Origin of the sequence: Affinundibacterium macrobrachii (genome assembly GCF_014652415.1) — a bacterium.
Classification (GTDB): Bacteria; Pseudomonadota; Gammaproteobacteria; order Burkholderiales; family Burkholderiaceae_D; genus Undibacterium; species Undibacterium macrobrachii.
The window spans coordinates 16,418-35,352 of the sequence record NZ_BMYT01000001.1 but is presented as its reverse complement, the minus strand read 5'-3'; the positions used below and the strand labels follow the sequence as shown (position 1 = coordinate 35,352).

The window sequence follows — 18,935 nt, the reverse complement described above, 5'->3', positions numbered from 1 at the left end:
TCCTCATTGTTAATCAAATTGCGAGGATTGCTGAAATAGCTGAGTCGCCCTCCTTAAGAGAATAGTATGTCGCAACAGACCAATCTGCCGAACTTCAAACCTTATATTCCCGCCACATCGGTAATACCGGAATTTACCCTACGCGCGCTGATCATGGGAACCGTACTTGGAATGATATTCGGTGCCTCATCGCTTTATTTAGTGCTTAAAGTCGGGCTGACAGTCAGCGCATCGATTCCCGTTGCGGTCATTGCGATTACGCTATTTCGCATGATGCATAAACTGGGCGCAAAAGATTCCACAATCTTAGAAAATAGCATTGCGCAAACTGCGGGCTCAGCCGGTGAATCCTTGGCATTCGGTTTGGGAGTAACCATGCCAGCGATACTGATTCTAGGATTCGACCTAGAAATTTACCGTGTCATGCTAGTCGCAATTTTGGGAGGACTACTTGGAATTTTATTGATGATTCCTATGCGCCGCACCATGATTGTCGAAAAACACCACGAATTAAAATATCCCGAAGGAACGGCCTGCGCCGAAGTTCTTAAAGCTGCCGCCGGCGACTCCTCTCGTGATGCCGCTGGAGAATCAAGCAATCCGAATGCCCAAGCTGATGCGAATCGTCGAGCTAAAATTATTTTTGGTGGCTTCTTTATCGGTTTGATTTACAAAGTCGGCAACATCGCCCTAAAAGGCTGGAAAGACACTGTTGAATATGTATTCCCAGCGCCTTTAAAGGCGGGCTCGGTCGGTACCGAAATTTCTCCTGAGCTGCTTGGCGTTGGCTACATTATCGGCCCCAAAATTGCTGCAATCATGGCAGCAGGCGGCGTGCTTTCCTACATGCTGTTGATCCCGCTCATCAAGTTTTTTGGCGATGGCCTACTAACACCTTTAGCGCCAGCAACAAAATTAATCAGCGAAATGAATCCACATGAAATTCGTGGCGCTTATGTGTTGTACATTGGTGCCGGTGCAGTAGCAACTGGTGGATTAATCAGTCTAGCGCGTGCGATACCCTTAATTTGGCGCAGCTTGTCCTCAGGGCTATCTGACCTGTCTTGGTTCAATCGCAGTCAAACCACAAATACGGAACAGAAGACTACGCCACGAACCGAACAGAGTATCCATATGAAGTGGGTTGTAATCGGCGCACTTGCTATCATCGCGGTCATCACTGTCGCTACGCCACTACACATGAATGTACTCGGGGCGCTATTAATTTTGGTATTTGGTTTTCTATTTGCCACCGTCTCATCTCAATTAACCGGACAAATCGGTCAATCATCTAATCCTATCTCAGGCATGACGGTTGCTACCTTACTATTTACCTGCTTAATCTTTTTATTGATGGGCTGGATAGGTGGCCAATACTATGTCACCGCATTGTCTGTTGGTGCAATTGTGTGTATCGCATCTAGCGTGGCGGGTTGTACCTCGCAAGATTTAAAAACGGGTTACTTAGTGGGAGCCACCCCTAAGTACCAACAATATGCGATTTTAATTGGTGCCTTTTGTTCAGCTTTAATACTCGGGCCAATTTTATTAAAACTCAATGATGCAAGCACGGTCTATGTGCCTATTCAACAAGTCGCGCCTGGTTTAACAACTGATGTGAGCAAGCTCAACGAAAGTGCGCAATTGCAAGGACCGCAAGCAGAGCAAGATCCTGAAAGCTACAAAGTTTGGCATAAAACGGATAACGTTCAAGCACCAGCAGGCAAGTATCTCGTCGATGCAAATGGCAAGGTCGTTTATTTGGTAGACCCGGGCATTAACGGCACGCACAACACTCGCCCCGATGGTTCTGAGGTAAAAAAATATGACGCACCGAAAGCGGTCTTGATTTCTTACATCATCAAAGGAATACTTGACGGTGAACTTCCTTGGGCGCTCGTATTATTTGGCGTAATTATCGCCCTAACTTTGGAAATGTCTGGTATCCCCTCTTTAGCATTTGCTGTCGGTGTTTACTTACCGCTAGCCTCATCAGCGCCCCTATTTATCGGCGGGATGATACGTTGGCTAGTTGATCGTCGCAATAATAAGCTAGAGAAAAATCAAACTCTAAACGAAGAAGAAAAACAAGCGGCAGGTGATCGTAGCGATGGTGTATTGATCTCTTCGGGTTATATCGCAGGTGGAGCTTTAGCCGGAATTGTGATTGCATTCAGCGCGGGCATCATGACCGATTTTGATAAGAAAATCGGTGATTGGGCGAGCTCCAATAATCCATTCTTTAATGGACCTTATGCGGATGCACTATCCTTAATCCCATTTGGTTTAATCGCTCTCGTTTTGTACATTGTCGGCCGTGAAAAAACGGAACGATCAGAGCAACAATCATAATGGTCGAACAATCAGCAAAAGAACACCATTCCTTTTAATACAACGAATAAAGAAAACATGAACGACAGCAAAATCCTCGATTGCAAACAGCAAGAAGTCAACATCGGTGACATCATTCGGGTAACCACACTAAGCAAACAATTCATCAAAAGTTTCCCGGAAGATGAACGCATTTTGATTGAATCGATGATCGGCAATTTTTTCAAAATTATTGCGATCGATGAAGAAGGTCAAGCTTGTATCATGCGCGAATGGCACGATGAACGTGGTCAACTACAAACTCACGTCATTGCACTTGATTCCGATGAAATGGAGAAAGTCTAATATTTCTGAGAAAGAGACCTCTGAGGAATAAATAAAAATGGCTCTATGTTGTTACACATAGAGCCAATTTTAGGTCTTAACCAAGATCGCTTTCGACGTCTTTAACATTAAGCGAAGCATTGGTTGCTGGAATTGTTTGTTACTGAAATTATTTACGATAAATCTCTGGACGCGATTTATTACGCGTTTCATACACAATTTTCGCATCTTTCATCGCACGGTCTAAAGTACGCATCTCTTCATGATCATCATGCGGACTAAAATACTCTGCAGCTTGAGCACGCATGACATATTTGATCGCCGCTTCATCGTTGAGATTGTACATCTCGGTCAATAGCGTTGTGACTTCGTCTAAATACTCTTCATAGGTCATGAACTTTTCCATCGCATTGATTCCTTTTGATTCCTGTTGATTCGTTTTACGCAAAATGCTTGAATGAGGGCTGCATCTTACTCTGTTTTATTGCCCTTTGCGGACATAAAAAAACGCTGACTTCGCGATCAATGCTTAGTCAGCGTTATTTATAACCACATCAAGCTGTTCAACAGCGATGGCAGTAATTACTAATGGGTAATCACTTCTCGAATTGTTGCGGCCAACTCTTCTGCGACAAACTTAGCGACATATGCATCAGCACCCACACTGCGTACGTGATCCTCGTTTGTCGTACCAGATAATGAAGAATGGATAATCACTGGCAGCTCTTTGAATCGATCATCTTGTTTGATATTACGAGTCAAAGTAAAGCCATCCATTTCTGGCATTTCCAAGTCCGTCAACATTAGCGCAACTTTGTCGCGTAATGTTTTACCTTCTGCGGTCGCACCAGCGTGAAGCACTTGTAGTTTTTCCCAAGCCTCTTTACCAGTCTTACACATAATGTAAGGAGCGCTAATCGCGTCCAGAGCCTGACCAATTAAGCCACGCGCAACAGCAGAATCGTCGGCTGCCAAAATCACTGCGCCAGGTTTAATTTTGAGCTTAGCACCGATCGTTTCGGAATCAACATCCTTGTTTCCGGAAGGAGCAATTTGACGCAAAATTTGCTCGACATCCAATACCTGCGCCAATCGCGTATCTTCTGCGTCGCCATCCAAACGAGCGATACTGGTTACCATACCACCTGCCGCGCTAGATTCTGCTGACAACACTTGATTCCAATCCAAGCGAACAATTTCTTCCACAGATTCGACAGCAAATCCTTGCGTTGAACGCGCAAACTCAGTCACCAACATGATATTCAAACCGGTAGTTGGTGTGCGCCCAACCACGGAAGGTAAGTCAATCACTGGAATAATTTGGCCACGCAAATTGACCACGCCTAAATTATGTGGAAGTGCACCAGCAACCGCCGTAATCTCAGGCATCGCAACAATTTCACGTACCTTAAAGACATTAATACCAAACAATTCAGAACGCTGATTTACCGCATCGTTCCCCAATCTGAACAACAACAATTCAAATTTATTTGAACTGATCAAGTTGGTACGTTCATCAACTTCATGTTGTACAGTACTCATATTATTTACCCTCATTATTTATGTAGCTGGACCACTGATCTAAGTAAAACCACACTCTTATTATGCTACTTTTTTTCTGAGAAACACGAATTTCCCATCTGAAATATTTGTTTTTTTTGTTGATGTGACAAAAATGTTTCAACGATTAACAATTACATCAATAAAAGCCACACAATTCGATAAACACAGATCTTACCTAATAACTTTATAGCAAGGAATGTAAGCTTTGCCAGGTAACTTCATACGACTTTGTTTTACAAACGAATCCAACAAAATATCCATCGCATGCATGATCTCAGGATCACCGCAAATCTCAAAATGTCCAAACTGTTCAATCGCTCTAATGCCTTGGTCTTTCACATTACCGGCAACCACACCAGAGAACGCGCGACGTAAATGCGCAGCTAATAAATGCGCGGGCTGATTCTTGTGTAAAGCCAAGCCACGCATGTTTTCATGGGTCGGTGCAAATGGATGTTGAAATTCTCGATCGATTTTCAACAACCAATTGAAGTAATACGCATCCCCATGCTCCTTGCGATAAGCACGCACAGTCTTGATACCAGCTTGCACTTGACGCGCGACTTCAACTGGATCATCAATAATGATTTGATATTTACTTTGTGCCTCGCTACCCAAGGTTGTCGCAATAAACTGATCAATCTGCTTAAAGTAATCAGCGGCAGATGCTGGTCCAGTAAAAATCAATGGGAAAGGCAATTGTGCATTGTCTGGGTGCAGTAAGATTCCCAATAAATAGAGGATTTCTTCCGCAGTACCAGCACCGCCCGGAAACACCACAATCGCATGCCCCATACGAACGAACGCTTCAAGACGCTTTTCTATGTCTGGCAAAATCACTAAATCATTCACAATCGGATTCGGTGCTTCAGCAGCAATAATCCCGGGTTCAGAAACACCTAGATAACGACTGTTTTCAATACGTTGTTTTGCATGTCCAACAGCAGCACCTTTCATCGGCCCCTTCATTGCACCTGGACCGCAACCGGTGCAGATATCCATGCCGCGTAAACCTAGATGATAGCCAACTAATTTTGTGTAATCGTATTCATGCCCAGAAATGGAGTGACCGCCCCAGCACACCACCAAATTAGGACTAATCTGTGGTTTTAATAAATTGGCGTTACGTAGGATGTGAAAAACCGCATCCGTAACACCCTCTGTTGTATCGAGATTGATATGGGCATTCTTTAAAATTTCGCCATCAATAAACAAAATGTCGCGCAACACCGCAAACAAATGTTCTTGTATCCCTTTGATCATCACACCATCAACGAATGCACTTGCCGGTGCTGCTTTTACCTCTAGCTTGATACCACGTTCACGCTGAACAATACGAATATCAAAACTCTTATAACGCTCTAGCAATTCTTTGCCATCATCTAAACCACTACCACAATTGAGTACGGCTAATGCGCAGCTGCGAAACAATTGATATAGACTACCGTGACTAGTATCCCAAAGCCGAGCCACCTCTGCTTTAGAAAGAACTTCTAAGTGACCGTCCGGTGTAATTTGCGCATCCATTACTTCATAACTCATCTTTACTTTCCTCTTTTCTTTTATCCATTTAAGTAAATGTAGTATCCACGGATTTAATTAAACTTTCAAGCAAGCAATACAAAAATACAGATGAACATAAAAAAAGCCGACTGATGTTGTCGGCTTTGATTCACAAGCTTCGCACACTGAACGTAGCTCAATGAACGTAGCTCATTGAACGAGCTAAATACACAAATTAAATTAAGGGAGATCAAACACCGCCATCGATTCAACATGCGAAGTATGCGGAAACATATTAACGACACCCGCTTTTCTCATCTGATATCCAGCCTCATTCACCAACATACCAGCATCTCTCGCTAAAGTAGATGGACTGCATGAAACGTAGACGATGCGTTTAGGACGCAATTCCGGCGCAGTCTGACCAAGTTCGATCAGCGCCTGACAAACCGCCATCGCACCATCACGCGGAGGATCAATCAAGAAGCGATCGAACTTTCCTAAGGCGATAAAATCTTCCGCCTTAACCTCGAACAAATTACGTGTCGCAAATGAGGTTTTTTCAGCTAAGCCATTCGCTTGCGCATTACTCAAAGCGCGCTCGGTTAATGCGGAACTACCCTCAATCCCAACCACTTCTCCAACTTGCGTTGCGATCGGCAAAGTAAAATTACCGAGTCCGCAGAATAAATCCAAAACTCGTTCATCTTTTTGCGCATCAAGCAAACCCAAGGCGCGCGCCACCAGCACACGATTAATATGATGATTTACTTGCGTAAAATCTGTAGGCTTAAACGGCATCTTCACACCAAACTCTGGCAGTAAATAATGCAAATCGGATTGTGCTGGATAATAGGGTTCCGCACTATCTGGCCCAGCAGTTTGTAACCACCACTGCACTTGATATTGATCCGCGAAAGCTTTCAACTTTTCTGCATCACCTGGGCCTAATGGCTGCATGATGCGTAACACCATCGCCGTCACACCTTCACCAATTGCTAGCTCAATTTGCGGCAACACTTCGATTATCGTTAACGAGCTAATCAAATCGCGCAATGGCATCAACATCGCAGAAACATGTGGAGGCAAAATTTCACAAGTTTCCATATTAGCGACATAGCGAGATTTCTTCTCATGGAAACCGACTAAAACAATACCCTTTTTGTGTACATTTCTTACTGACAAACGAGCGCGGTAACGATATCCCCAAGTTGGTCCATAAATTGGGCGCATCACCATTTCTGGCTTCACTTTACCAATGTGTACCAAATTATCTTCAAGTACCCGCTGCTTCATCGCAACTTGTGCGTTTGGCTCTAAATGTTGCATAGAACAACCGCCACAAACGCCGTAATGAGGGCATTTCGGCCTAACTCGTTGCGATGACTCTTTGATGATAGGACCCAAAGTAGCAGCTTCCCAGCTGGGCTTTTTGCGATAACTATTAAACCCAACCACTTCTGTTGGTAAAGCGCCTTCAACAAATACGACTTTGCCTTGGCTGCCATCTTCGTTGAGAAGATGACCAACGCCGCGCGCGTCCATATCGAGGGAGCGGATATTAATTGTATTCATGATCAAGATTGAAGAGGCTATCAAGCCAATGAGGATAGAAAATTGAAAGACCGCAGATTATACAGTTTAATCGCACCATTCGAACCGATAACCCCGTAGAAGTCGCTGTGAGTAACGACCTTCGACTACGCGTTTATGGTGCAAAAATGATCACAATAAAGCATCTCTGCCAACACCGCGCGAGGCAAAACTGCGTTTTAGCTTAATCAATGCTTCCTGTTGAATCTGCCGCACGCGCTCACGCGTGATACCCATTTCATCGGCCAGAGTTTCCAAAGTAACAGGATCATCGTTATCTAATCCAAACCGGCGCATAATGACGATTCTTTGTTTATCCGGCAATTTGGATAGCCAATTACGCACCAACACCGTCAACTCATGGTGTTCTGCTTGCGCATCTGGGGCATGTTCGCTGTCACCGGGTAGCATATCCAACAAGCTGCTTTGCGGATCACCATCAAGTGGCGTGTCGAGCGACATCGCATGCTCAGATAGTGCGAGGATATCTTGAACTTCATCTAAAGGACGGCTAACTAAATGTGCGATGTCATCAGCGCTCGCATCTTTTCCATCACGATGCTGCGATTCAAGATGATACTTCGCGCGCAAAATCTGATTTAATTCTCGCACGACATGAACTGGCAAACGAATGGTACGGGCTTGATTCATGATGGCGCGCTCTATGCTTTGCCGAATCCACCAAGTCGCATACGTAGAAAACCGAAACCCTCGTTCGGGCTCAAACTTGTCGATTGCATGCATCAAACCTAAATTGCCCTCTTCTATCATATCTAACAGAGCGACACCGCGATTGATGTAATGCTTCGCGATAGAAACGACTAGGCGCAGATTATGCTCAATCATCTTTTGACGAGCATCAAAGTCTCCTTGCTTGGCTAGCGTCGCGAAATGTAATTCCTCCGCAGCACAAAACAAAGGACGCGTACCAATTTGATTCAAATAATGTTGGGTTGTGTCTGTCGATAATTCCGCTGCCAAAATATTCTTAATTTCATCAATCGGCGCGATACTAATGCTTGACGTCTCTTCAAACTGACTCGCCTGTTCCCCTGTCTCAACCACATCGTCGATAGCATCGCGATGCGAACCGGAGTCGACAAGATCTTCAGCCGCATCCTCAATGTCAAGGATATCTTGTCGTTGAGTTTGTGATGAATGGGGCAAGTTATCGTCCTGAGAAAATTTATGCATATTTACAGTCAGATTCAAATCAATAAACTAGGCTAACGATTCGGCAGCAGTTTTAAAGGATCAATCGGTTTTCCAGATTGACGAATTTCAAAATGTAACTTTACCGTCTCGCTATCTGAATTTCCCATTTCAGCAATTTTTTGTCCCTTGCTGACGGTCTGTCCTTTCTTAACCAAATTGGTTTTATTGTGGGCATAAACCGATAAATAATTATTCGCATGGGTGATCACCAACATATTTCCATAGCCACGTACTGCGCCGACTTCATAGATCACTTTTCCCGGCGCAACGGCAACAATGTCTTGCCCCAACTTACCGCCAATATCAATACCTTTGTTCTTCGGATCATCAAAAGTCGATAGCACTTTACCATTGGTAGGCCAGATCCAAGCAATTTCTGGCGCAACCTCTGGTGTCGTTTTCTCAACTGGCTTTACGACTACCGCATCATTTTTGATCGTCGACGTTGCGACAGAAGATCCACTGTCTGACTTTTGCAGCTCCGCCAGATTTGCCTCTGAATAAGAGCGCTTATCACCTTTAGGTGCGGTCTTGTGCGTTGCTGGATTAATCGGATTTAAATTGCGTACTTCAATTCCAGAATTCCCTGTAATCGGCGTTACTTTTACTTCACTGCCATCCGCTGGCCCCGTCCACAAAACTTGATCAACTTTAATATCACTTGGGTTTGCAAGATTATTCCAGACAATCAAGTCATTCATATTCAGGCCAAGCGCGAGCGCAATTTTCGACAAAGAGTCTCCACGCTTCACCACATAGCTTGGTCGACGAGACTCTGCTTGCTTTGCAACTGAGCTCTGCGAAGCTGTCACGGGCTCTGTCACGGTTTCTTTACTACGCTCAATCACTGGCGCTTGATTTGGCACCGAACTACATGCGGCAATCAAAAGAACCAACATCAAAGTCAAAACTTTATAAACGAACCTACTTTGCTTCATAAACATTTCTAATTTTCTTAATTAATGAAATTCTCAAATTCTGCTATAACCCAAACTCACACCACACCTTGATGGAGTGGCACGAAATGGCATTGCTCTAATACGCTACTAGTCCATTCATGTTGCGAAATGCGTTCCACCAATTGCAACACTTGTTGACGTCCACCCACGGGCGCGATCAATCGACCACCTATCGCTAATTGTTCTAACAAGGCTCTCGGTACTTCCAAGCCAGCAGCAGCGAGTATGATACCGTCAAAAGGTGCTACTTGTGGCAAACCTAGCATGCCATCTCCATAATGCAAGCGAATATTTGCAATACGCATAGGACGCAAATTATTTTTCGCAAGCTCATGCAAGGCTTTAATGCGTTCGATAGAGTAAACCTCTTTCGCCACTAAAGACAGCACCGCCGCCTGATAGCCGCAACCTGTGCCGATCTCTAATACACGTTGCAAATTTTTACCGTTGCGCAAAATCTCCGTCATACGCGCAACAATATAGGGTTGCGAAATCGTCTGATGGTGCCCGATCGGTAAAGAGGCGTCGATATACGCTTGACTCGCCAAACCTGACTCAATAAATAAATGACGCGGAATTGCCTCCAAGGCGGCAAGTACCAGATTATCTTTTACACCTTGCTGCGCGACGCGCGCCACCATAGCTTGGCGAATCTTGTCAGAAACCATCCCCATGCCAGCGCTCGGCAACGCCTTGTTGGTCGAAATGCGATCAGACTCTCTTTTCGAAGTTGAGCTTGAAGTTGGATTTGTAACGGCAGTTTTAGCTAAAGGGGGTAAATTGGTCTTTAGATTTTTAGTATGAATAGCCGCATTTTGCATCGCAGTTTGCGGCATGGCTGTTGGAGATTTACGAAGAGCGCCTCGCTGATCAACGACCGAAGACAGATTTAAAGGAAAGCGCTTTTCATTGGTTGTCATAGCAAATCTTCCGCCAAGGCTTGCATTTGTTTTGGATTCGTCAAATCAATTTGCAATGGAGTTACCGATACAAACCCTTTGGCAGTTGTAGCGAAATCAGTACCTTCGCTAGTGTCTTTAACTGCGCCAACTGGACCTATCCAATAAATCACGCGACCACTTGGATCCTGAGATTGTATGACAGGTTCAGAAGCGTGCCTTTTACCCAAGCGCGCCGCACGCACGCCTTGAATTGCAGCGTGATCCAAGTTGGGGATATTTACATTGAGCAAATATGGCTTGGTCAATTTTGGAAAACCTCGCAACACCATTTCAGCAGCGACTTTTGCGGCGTCCGCTAATTTATCCCAGCCTTTATCCACTTGAGAAAACGCAATCGCAGGAACACCAAACAAATACGCTTCTGTCGCAGCGGCCACTGTCCCAGAATATAAGGTATCGTCGCCCATGTTTTGACCTTGATTGATACCTGAGACGACTAAATCAGGAGCCTCTTTCATCAAAGCAGTTAAGGCAATATGAACACAATCAGATGGCGTACCATTGACAAAATAAAAGCCATTATCTGCACGAGATACAGATAATGGCCGATCTAAAGTTAATGCATTTGATGCTCCAGACCGATTGCTATCTGGAGCGACAACGGTGATGTCGGCGTGTGGTCGAAGTGCATCGGCCAATGCGACAATTCCAGGGGCTAAATAGCCATCATCATTACTAATCAAAATTTTCATAAGTGCATTTTACCTGATGCACTCACGGAAATTCACCAGCTATTTGATTTATTTATGGTCGTTGGTTTTACGACAATCGAACCGAATTTGATAGAAAAATCACTTGCAAAATAAACCTAGCGACTACATTTTTCCTACGCCATCACCAAGCCAATAATGACTGATATCTTTTAAACCCCAAGTGCTAGCATCTTCACGAGAAACAATTTTATCTTGTATACCCGGAGCGGCTAAATCAAGTAACACTGGCGATATATAAGTCATCGACTTTGAAGAGAAAAACGCGCGAACCTTTGGCAGCAACAAGGACTTGCCAACCTGCTGTTCAATCACAACACCAAGGCGACCCGATTGCAATTTAACTAAAGTACCGACCGGATAAATGCCAATGCTACGAACGAAGGCTTGAAAGACCACTTCATCAAAGTGACCACGACTCCATTCTGACATTTTCTTGAGCGATTCAGCAGGACACCAACCTTCTTTGTAAGGCCGATTTGAAGTGATCGCATCATACACATCACACACCGCCCCCATTTTGGCATAGAGACTGATTTGATCGCCTTTCAATCCCTTCGGATAGCCAGTTCCGTCCATCTTTTCATGATGATGCAAACAAACATCGAGTGCGATCTCGCCTACTCCTTTTGCTTCAAGCAACATCGCATGTCCAGCACTTGGATGCTCTTTCACTGAGACAAACTCATCATCTGTCAAACGACCTGGCTTATTTAAAATTGCAGGAGGAACCGCCATTTTGCCGATATCATGCAATAAACCCGCCAATCCTGCCTCACGGGTTTCATCATCGCTCAAACCAAGCTGACGAGACAAAGCAATCATCAATGCGCAAACCGCCACCGAGTGCATGTAGGTGTAATCGTCCGCAGTCTTCAGACGCGCCAATCCAATAAGAGCTCCCGGATTACGCATGACGGAAGTTGCAATCTCCTCCACCAAAGGCATCGCCTGTTCGGCCTCAATTGCTTTACCCATGCGCGCTTCACTAAACATAGAAAACACAGCGCCCTTGGATTTGCCAACTATTTTTGCCGCTCTGCCCATTTCGGCATCCATCGACACAGTCTGTATCTCTGAGAACGGAGTGCGATGCTCTTTTATCGGTGCCGGCACCTCAGGTTCTGGAGTGGGGACGACAATTTCAGGTGCTTTTTCGACTTCTGGTTTTGCCTCCAACACGTCACAGCCTTTGTCGGTGTCAATCCACAACTCACGAATGCCCGCATCAATTATTTTTTCTATCGTCGTTTGATTATCAATTGGAAATGATTTTTGCCAAAATGGTGAACTCATCCAAGAAGTACAAAGTTCTTGTACGTACATTCCTTGTCTAATTTGCGAGCTCTTAATCTTCTTTAACATATCTAACTAACTTCCTCGCATCTCTATTTGCAAGTACACAGCGAATTCTAATCAACACCGTAAACGCATTTAATGCCATCCAAAAGATGTTTACAGGAAGAAACTAAGCTTATTCTACCGCAGAGCGATTATCTTGGTTCGACTAAGCAAAAGGATTTCTAATGATGTGAGGCAAATATGCAAATTATCTAGCTCTATGCATTTTGCGATAGTGAAAAGCTTACATTAAGCAACAAGGAAATTTACTTATATAGTAATTTCAATGGCCTAAATAAATTTTGCATCGATACATTGTTAATAAAGCTTAAATTATAAGGATGCTCCGATTTAAATTTTTCAAACGCAAAAAGAGTTACTTCCTGATCCAAGCGATCCGCTATTTTTCCCCATAAAATAAGACTAGGCTTTGTCGCTTGCCTTGCTAAAGCTTCAAACACAAATGGTAAAAATATTCGCCACACTTTGGCATCAATCGCAGGTGCAACATCCTCACGAAAAACTAGAGAGGCGTTCAACATCAAAAACCCATGTTGAAGAAAGTTATCCTGCATCTCTGCCATCGTTTGCACATAGGTCGCTGGGTCAGCACGCATCTGTTGCGCCACCGGCGATAATGCGGCAACGCTGGTGTCACCTGCAGTTAAGCGCTGATCAGCGACCAACAGCATTTTTATAAAATTGCGTAGTGAAGTGGCACGATTGACTGGTTTACTTAGTCCGCCTGCTGACTCGTGTGACCAGATATTATCGACCGCACCATCCATAAAACAATAGCCAGTCGCACTCTCACTACGTGGATAAGGACCTTCGCCGATCAAGACGTACCGTACTGAAGATAAAGGCACTGAGAAAGCAGCAAACAATCGATGACTATCTGGCAAAAAAGGTGAACTCGCTAATTGATTGAGGTACTGAGGAAACTCACGTTCAATCGCTTGCAATCCTTGTTGTAAAGTCGTATGCCAAGAAGGATGCGCAAGCTGAATATCCCGCAAAAAATAATCAGGGAAATGCATACAAAGTGCTTATTTAACAGGAGTAGGAGCCTGCGGCGGAACCAAACCTGGCGCAGGTGCAATAGGTGAGGAAGGTGTTGCAACAACAATCCCAGCGTGCGGAGTTGGCGCTGGCAGATCGACTCTGCGTGGAATTCCTGATTCGCTTACCACCACATGATCCGCATGCACTTCTTGCAAACGTACATTCGGCATCAACTCTTTGCCAATTCCAACGGTGAAGTTGGGCTGCCCCTCGACAACAATAATCGCCACACTATCTTTGGGATTGGCTGCAACAATCACACCTTTTAACTGATAACTACTTGGCGCTGCTTGCGCAGTTACAGATTGTCCAAATAGATCACCCCACTGACCAACCGATGGTTGATAACCTTCAACACTCACTGGTGCTTGAATTGGACGAGAAGCTGGTTTAAATATTTGCATGCCCCAATAAGTCACCACCACACAAAGCATGGAAAACAAAATGATATTGATAATCAAAGGAAGGCGCTTCATATTTTTCTCGATAATTTAAACTACATCCGTTTGTCCGAAGACGCACTACAAACTGAAGATAATGTTAGTAAATTGCGGTTAACGTACTAACTGATTAATCTCAATAATCGGCATCAACACTGCCAACACAATCAGCAACACCACGACACCCATCGCCAAAATCAATAATGGTTCAAGCAAACCCGCAATCGTCAAAGCGCGACGTTCCAAGTCTTGTTCCTGCGCCGACGATGCACGTTCCAGCATTGCAGGCAATTCGCCTGTTACTTCACCGGCACGAATCATATGAATCAACATTGGCGGAAAGTGTTTATGTGCGGACAAAGCACGAGCTAAGCTAACGCCCTCGCGCACACTATTGGTAGCATCTTCAACTTGTGCACGCATCGCGACATTAGATAAGGTCTCTCGACTAGTTTGAAGAGCTTTCAAAATCGGCACACCTGATCCCGTTGTAATCGATAAGGTGCTCGAAAATCGTGCGGTGTTTAAACTCCGTTCAAACTTTCCATACATAGGTGCATCAAGCAACCACGTATGCCATCGCATTTTTATTTCGGGATTTTTAAGTGCATGTCGACATGCAAACGTCGTTGCGGTGATCGCTATCGCCAGCAGCCAGCCATAGGCGCGGACAAAATCCGAGATCGCCAGCATCACCACTGTCAGCAATGGTAATTTTTGTTTTGTGTTAGCGAACACCGATACGATTTGCGGCACCACATAAGTCAACAAAAAAATCACAATGGCAAATGCGACGACAGTAACAATGGCGGGATAGGTGAAGGCGAGCTTAACCTTTTGTGTTAAGGCATTGCGACGTTCAATGTAATCCGCTAGACGCGATAAGACCCGCGACAGTTGACCAATTTGTTCGCCGGAAGCTACCAAAGCACAATAAATATCGGTGAAATCATTTTGATGCTGCTTCAATGCATCAGACAATGCAGAACCCGCCAAAATTTCAGATCGGATTGAGGCAACTAAATCACGTATATAAACACGTTCAGCTTGCTCTAACAAAGCGGAGAAAGCCTGTTCAAGCGGCAAGCCCGCATCTAACAAACTTGATAGCTGACGCGTAAACAAAGCTAATTCAACATTGGATAGATGTTCGCTAAAAAGTGATCGACCTCGTTTTGCATCGCCAGTTTGGTTCGCAATTAAGTCAACCGATACTGGCACCAAATTTTGCGCACGTAAATCGGAACGAGCAGCACGAGCACTGTCGGCGGTGACGACCCCTTTCTTACTATTCCCGAAGGAATCTACGGCTTCATATCGGAATGCTGGCACAATCAGGCTCTCTATTGAATTATTCTTTGGTCACGCGCAATAGTTCTTCTTTAGTGGTCACACCGGCATCTAGCCAGCGCTGCCCATCTTCACGCATGGTTTTCATGCCATCACCCTGAGCTGCTAAACGAATTTCAGCCTCCGATGCCTGATGATGAATTTGCGCTGAAATCGCCTCCGTCGTTAACAGCAATTCATAAACACCAACCCGACCTTGATAACCTGTATGACCGCAATGCGTACATCCAACCGATTTCCAGGCACCACTTTCATGAACTTTACAGTGCGTGCACAACTTACGAACCAAGCGCTGCGCTACTACGCCCAACAAAGATGACGACAAGAGAAATGGTTCAATTCCCATATCGAGCAAACGCGTAACGGCTGCAGCGGCATCATTCGTATGCAAAGTTGCCAAAACCAAGTGACCGGTTAAAGAAGCTTGTACAGCAATTTGCGCAGTTTCTAAATCACGAATTTCACCGATCATAATGACGTCAGGATCTTGCCGCAAAATCGCACGTAAGGCTTTTGCAAAACTCATGTCGATCTTTGCATTCACCTGCGTTTGCCCAATCCCAGCTAATTCATATTCAATCGGATCTTCAACAGTAAGAATATTGGTAGTGCCAGCATTCACGCGAGATAGCGCAGCGTACAGAGTTGTCGTCTTTCCCGATCCAGTTGGACCAGTAACAAGCACAATACCGTGTGGCTGAGCGATTAATTGATCAAACTGCGCAAGCACTTGCGGACTCATACCAAGGTGCGTCAAATCTAACTTGCCTGCTTCTTTATCCAACAAACGCAATACCGCTCGTTCGCCGTGACCAGTTGGTAGCGTTGAAACACGCACATCAACAGGCTTTCCACCGATACGCAGCGTGATTCGACCATCTTGCGGCAAACGCTTTTCTGCAATATCTAACTGCGCCATAATTTTTATCCGGGAAACCAAAGAAGCATGTATCCCTTTCTTAGGACGAATCACATCACGTAATGCACCATCGACGCGAAAGCGCACTACTGAAATTTGTTCAAATGGTTCAATATGAATATCTGAAGCACCTTCACGCAAAGCTTGCGTCAACAAGGCATTGATCATACGGATGACTGGCGCATCATCAGCTGACTCCAATAAATCCTCGATCGCAGGCATATCTTGCATTAGCTTGGCCAAATCCATATCGGACTCAACTTCACCAACCACATCAGCGGCATCACCTCCCGATCCAGCATAAGCACGAGCAATCTCTTGCAACAATTCTGCATGAGGCATCAGATCCAAATGCACCCGCCCAAAACGCCGCCCCGCTTCCAAAATCGCAGCTTGTTTGGTTTCACTCGATACCTTTAGCTCGACAGGCGCGCCTTCTAAGTCATCACGACGGTTGGCAAGAATAGAAAAATCTCTGGCGAAGGCAAATGGCAATAATCGATTTTCAGACATACGATTTACTTGCCTTCTTTATTGACTGATTTTACTTTATCGGCAGAACTAGGTTCCGCTGGCGTCATTAGCCTTCCCTTTTCCATCTTTAAAAAAGGAACGTCGGTTTCATTCTGCATACTTCGCAAATATTGCGTACGCAAGTAATCGTAACGATCCAATGACACACTACTGCTATCTTCTGCGGTGCGTATCACGGTTGGGCGCAGGAACACCATTAGGTTAACTTTTGAACGCTTCTGACTACTGTACTTAAATAAATTGCCCACTAAAGGAAGATCACCAAGAAATGGAACTTTTTCGACACCGCCACGGGTGTCATCTCGGATCAAACCACCGAGCGCAATGATCTGCCCATCCTCTGCTAGTACATTCGTTGCAATCGACCGCACTGTGGTAGTGATGCCAACACCACCTGCTACAGGTGCTCCGACATTAGACACTTCTTGCGCAATCGCCAACTTCACAGTACCACCTTCTGAAATCTGCGGCTTTACCTTTAATTTAATACCAATGTCTTTACGTTCGATTGTTTGAAATGGATTCGATCCCGCAGTACCTGTGGTTGCCGTCGTATATTGACCAGTGATAATGCCGACATTCTGTCCGTCGGTAATCGCTGCCTCTTCATTATCTAAAGTCACCAGATTTGGCACAGATAGCACGTTCGAGCTACCGTCTGTTGCCAGAGCATGGGCTAGTGCACCAATTCCCAATTGCCCACCGATTTGTCGAAACAATCCAACATTCAAACCTTTACCTACCAATGCCGCAGCTTGAGTTGTTGCATTTCCAGACGCTAAATTGATCAACGCATTTTGATTTGGATAAGAGGTCACGGCACCTAAGCGATAATTACTTGTGCTGTCACCAGTCGCCCCTGCCCATTCAACTCCGAGTTCATTTAAGCGATCTGCAGAAACTTCAACAATTAAAGTTTCAATATAAACTTGGGCCCGACGTGCATCAAGTTGATCAATCACGCCACGTAAATTTCTATAAACTGCGTCACTTGCAGTGATGATCAGGGTATTGGTTGCAGGATCGGCTTGAATAAAACCACCGCTTCCACTTGTAGACCCTAGACTATTATTATTGGAACTGATTGGTAAGCTTAAATTAGAACCAGAAGAACTCAATGCAATATTATTTCCCTGCGCTGTCGAGCCACCTATGTTATTTTGTGAATTGGTTGGAAAACCAACATTGTTGGAAGTATTCGCTGAAGTTGATGATAAAGAACTGTCGCCGCCTAATATTGATCTAAGTGTTGCCGCGAGTTTGACTGCTTCTGCATTTTTCAAGTAAACCACATGCACATTACCTGGTCGTGTAGTTGGTTGATCCAACTGAGCGACAAGCGACTTCACTAAATTACTACGTGCCACTGACGGTGATTTAATTAATACCGAATTTGTTCTCGAATCCGCCAATACAATCGTTTTACCAGCGTCTGCGCCTGCTTGACTATTATTCTCGCTCAGACGTGTCACCATGGTAGCTACATCGGCTGCGATGGAATGCTTAATCGGAATAATTTCTATTTCTGGATTAGAAGGCACATCAAGCAAGGCGATCACTTCCGACATACGGCGCATATTATCGGCATAATCCGTGATCACAATCGAGTTATTACCTGGATTAACGTTAATCACATTATTTGGTGAAATCAACGGCCTTAAGGCAGTCACAATATTATTTGCAGCCTCGTAATTAATACGAAAAACTTGCGTAATAATTTGATCGCCTTTCACTCCCTTTGCTTGCGTTGGTCCGCCTTGCAACTTCGCGTCGGTTTCAGGTACTACCTTTGAGAATCCGTCCGAGGTCACCACGGCAAAGCCTTGCATACGTAAATTCGTCGTCAATAATTTAAATGCCTGATCTTTCGTTAACGGCTTTTCTGCGACCAAAGTCAATTGCCCCTTTACCCGCGGATCGATCACAAAAGTTGTGCCCGTGTAATGACCAATCGCCTTAATTACTGACTCAATATCGGCATTTACAAAATTTAATCCAGCGACATTTTGACCTGATTCTTGTGCAACAGAAGCTAGCGGCAAACTTAAGCTAGCGAAGCCTATACCGCTACAAAAAGCAGCTTGCATACAGATATGCAACAATTTTTTTGATCCCATTATTCGGTG

The 18,935-nt window shown here is 44.7% G+C and carries 16 protein-coding genes; 2 read left to right on the top strand and 14 right to left on the bottom strand.

All coding sequences use genetic code 11. The features are described 5' to 3' along the window. Positions 1 to 66: 66 nt before the first annotated feature. On the top strand, positions 67 to 2,352 hold the full coding sequence (locus IE103_RS00175) for an OPT family oligopeptide transporter (protein ID WP_189344022.1): 2,286 nt from the start codon (positions 67 to 69) through the stop codon (positions 2,350 to 2,352). Between the two features lie 57 nt (positions 2,353 to 2,409). After that, a complete protein-coding gene (locus IE103_RS00170) occupies positions 2,410 to 2,676 on the top strand; it encodes a hypothetical protein (RefSeq protein WP_189344021.1) in 267 nt (88 codons plus the stop codon). Between the two features lie 148 nt (positions 2,677 to 2,824). On the opposite strand, the gene IE103_RS00165 is transcribed toward IE103_RS00170, so the two are convergent. The 14 genes from IE103_RS00165 to gspD form a co-directional block, all read right to left on the bottom strand. Beyond that, positions 2,825 to 3,061 (bottom strand): hypothetical protein, encoded by a 237-nt coding sequence (locus IE103_RS00165; protein ID WP_229826973.1) that lies wholly within the window; start codon positions 3,059 to 3,061, stop codon positions 2,825 to 2,827. A gap of 179 nt (positions 3,062 to 3,240) precedes the next feature. Next, on the bottom strand, positions 3,241 to 4,197 hold the full coding sequence (locus IE103_RS00160; RefSeq protein ID WP_189344020.1) for a chemotaxis protein: 957 nt from the start codon (positions 4,195 to 4,197) through the stop codon (positions 3,241 to 3,243). Positions 4,198 to 4,389: 192 nt separating this feature from the next. Beyond that, positions 4,390 to 5,760 (bottom strand): nucleotide 5'-monophosphate nucleosidase PpnN, encoded by a 1,371-nt coding sequence (gene ppnN, locus IE103_RS00155; protein WP_308426946.1) that lies wholly within the window; start codon positions 5,758 to 5,760, stop codon positions 4,390 to 4,392. 201 nt (positions 5,761 to 5,961) lie between these two features. Further along, positions 5,962 to 7,296 carry a 23S rRNA (uracil(1939)-C(5))-methyltransferase RlmD gene (gene rlmD, locus IE103_RS00150; protein WP_189344019.1) on the bottom strand — a complete coding sequence of 445 codons (1,335 nt, stop codon included), beginning with the start codon at positions 7,294 to 7,296 and terminating at the stop codon, positions 5,962 to 5,964. 150 nt (positions 7,297 to 7,446) lie between these two features. Beyond that, positions 7,447 to 8,508, bottom strand: coding sequence for an RNA polymerase sigma factor RpoS (gene rpoS, locus IE103_RS00145; protein ID WP_373295211.1), 1,062 nt, complete (start codon positions 8,506 to 8,508; stop codon positions 7,447 to 7,449). Positions 8,509 to 8,540: 32 nt separating this feature from the next. Further along, on the bottom strand, positions 8,541 to 9,467 hold the full coding sequence (locus tag IE103_RS00140) for a peptidoglycan DD-metalloendopeptidase family protein (RefSeq protein WP_229826969.1): 927 nt from the start codon (positions 9,465 to 9,467) through the stop codon (positions 8,541 to 8,543). Between the two features lie 56 nt (positions 9,468 to 9,523). Beyond that, complete coding sequence (locus IE103_RS00135) at positions 9,524 to 10,408, bottom strand: protein-L-isoaspartate(D-aspartate) O-methyltransferase (protein ID WP_189344017.1); 885 nt, start codon at positions 10,406 to 10,408, stop codon at positions 9,524 to 9,526. Beyond that, entirely contained in the window at positions 10,405 to 11,142 is a 738-nt protein-coding gene (surE, locus tag IE103_RS00130; RefSeq protein WP_189344016.1) for a 5'/3'-nucleotidase SurE, read from the bottom strand. Before surE ends, IE103_RS00135 begins: the two co-directional genes overlap by 4 nt. A 123-nt stretch (positions 11,143 to 11,265) precedes the next feature. Then, entirely contained in the window at positions 11,266 to 12,525 is a 1,260-nt protein-coding gene (locus IE103_RS00125) for an HD-GYP domain-containing protein (RefSeq protein WP_189344015.1), read from the bottom strand. 242 nt (positions 12,526 to 12,767) lie between these two features. Continuing rightward, positions 12,768 to 13,541 carry a uracil-DNA glycosylase family protein gene (locus IE103_RS00120; protein WP_189344014.1) on the bottom strand — a complete coding sequence of 258 codons (774 nt, stop codon included), beginning with the start codon at positions 13,539 to 13,541 and terminating at the stop codon, positions 12,768 to 12,770. Between the two features lie 9 nt (positions 13,542 to 13,550). Next, entirely contained in the window at positions 13,551 to 14,042 is a 492-nt protein-coding gene (locus IE103_RS00115; protein ID WP_189344013.1) for a type II secretion system protein N, read from the bottom strand. A 78-nt stretch (positions 14,043 to 14,120) separates the two neighbouring features. Next, positions 14,121 to 15,338 (bottom strand): type II secretion system inner membrane protein GspF, encoded by a 1,218-nt coding sequence (gene gspF, locus IE103_RS00110; protein WP_189344012.1) that lies wholly within the window; start codon positions 15,336 to 15,338, stop codon positions 14,121 to 14,123. 19 nt (positions 15,339 to 15,357) lie between these two features. Next, positions 15,358 to 16,788, bottom strand: a complete 1,431-nt coding sequence (gene gspE, locus IE103_RS00105) for a type II secretion system ATPase GspE (RefSeq protein WP_189344011.1) — start codon at positions 16,786 to 16,788, stop codon at positions 15,358 to 15,360. Positions 16,789 to 16,793: 5 nt separating this feature from the next. Then, a complete protein-coding gene (gspD, locus tag IE103_RS00100; RefSeq protein ID WP_189344010.1) occupies positions 16,794 to 18,926 on the bottom strand; it encodes a type II secretion system secretin GspD in 2,133 nt (710 codons plus the stop codon). Positions 18,927 to 18,935 lie beyond the last annotated feature (9 nt).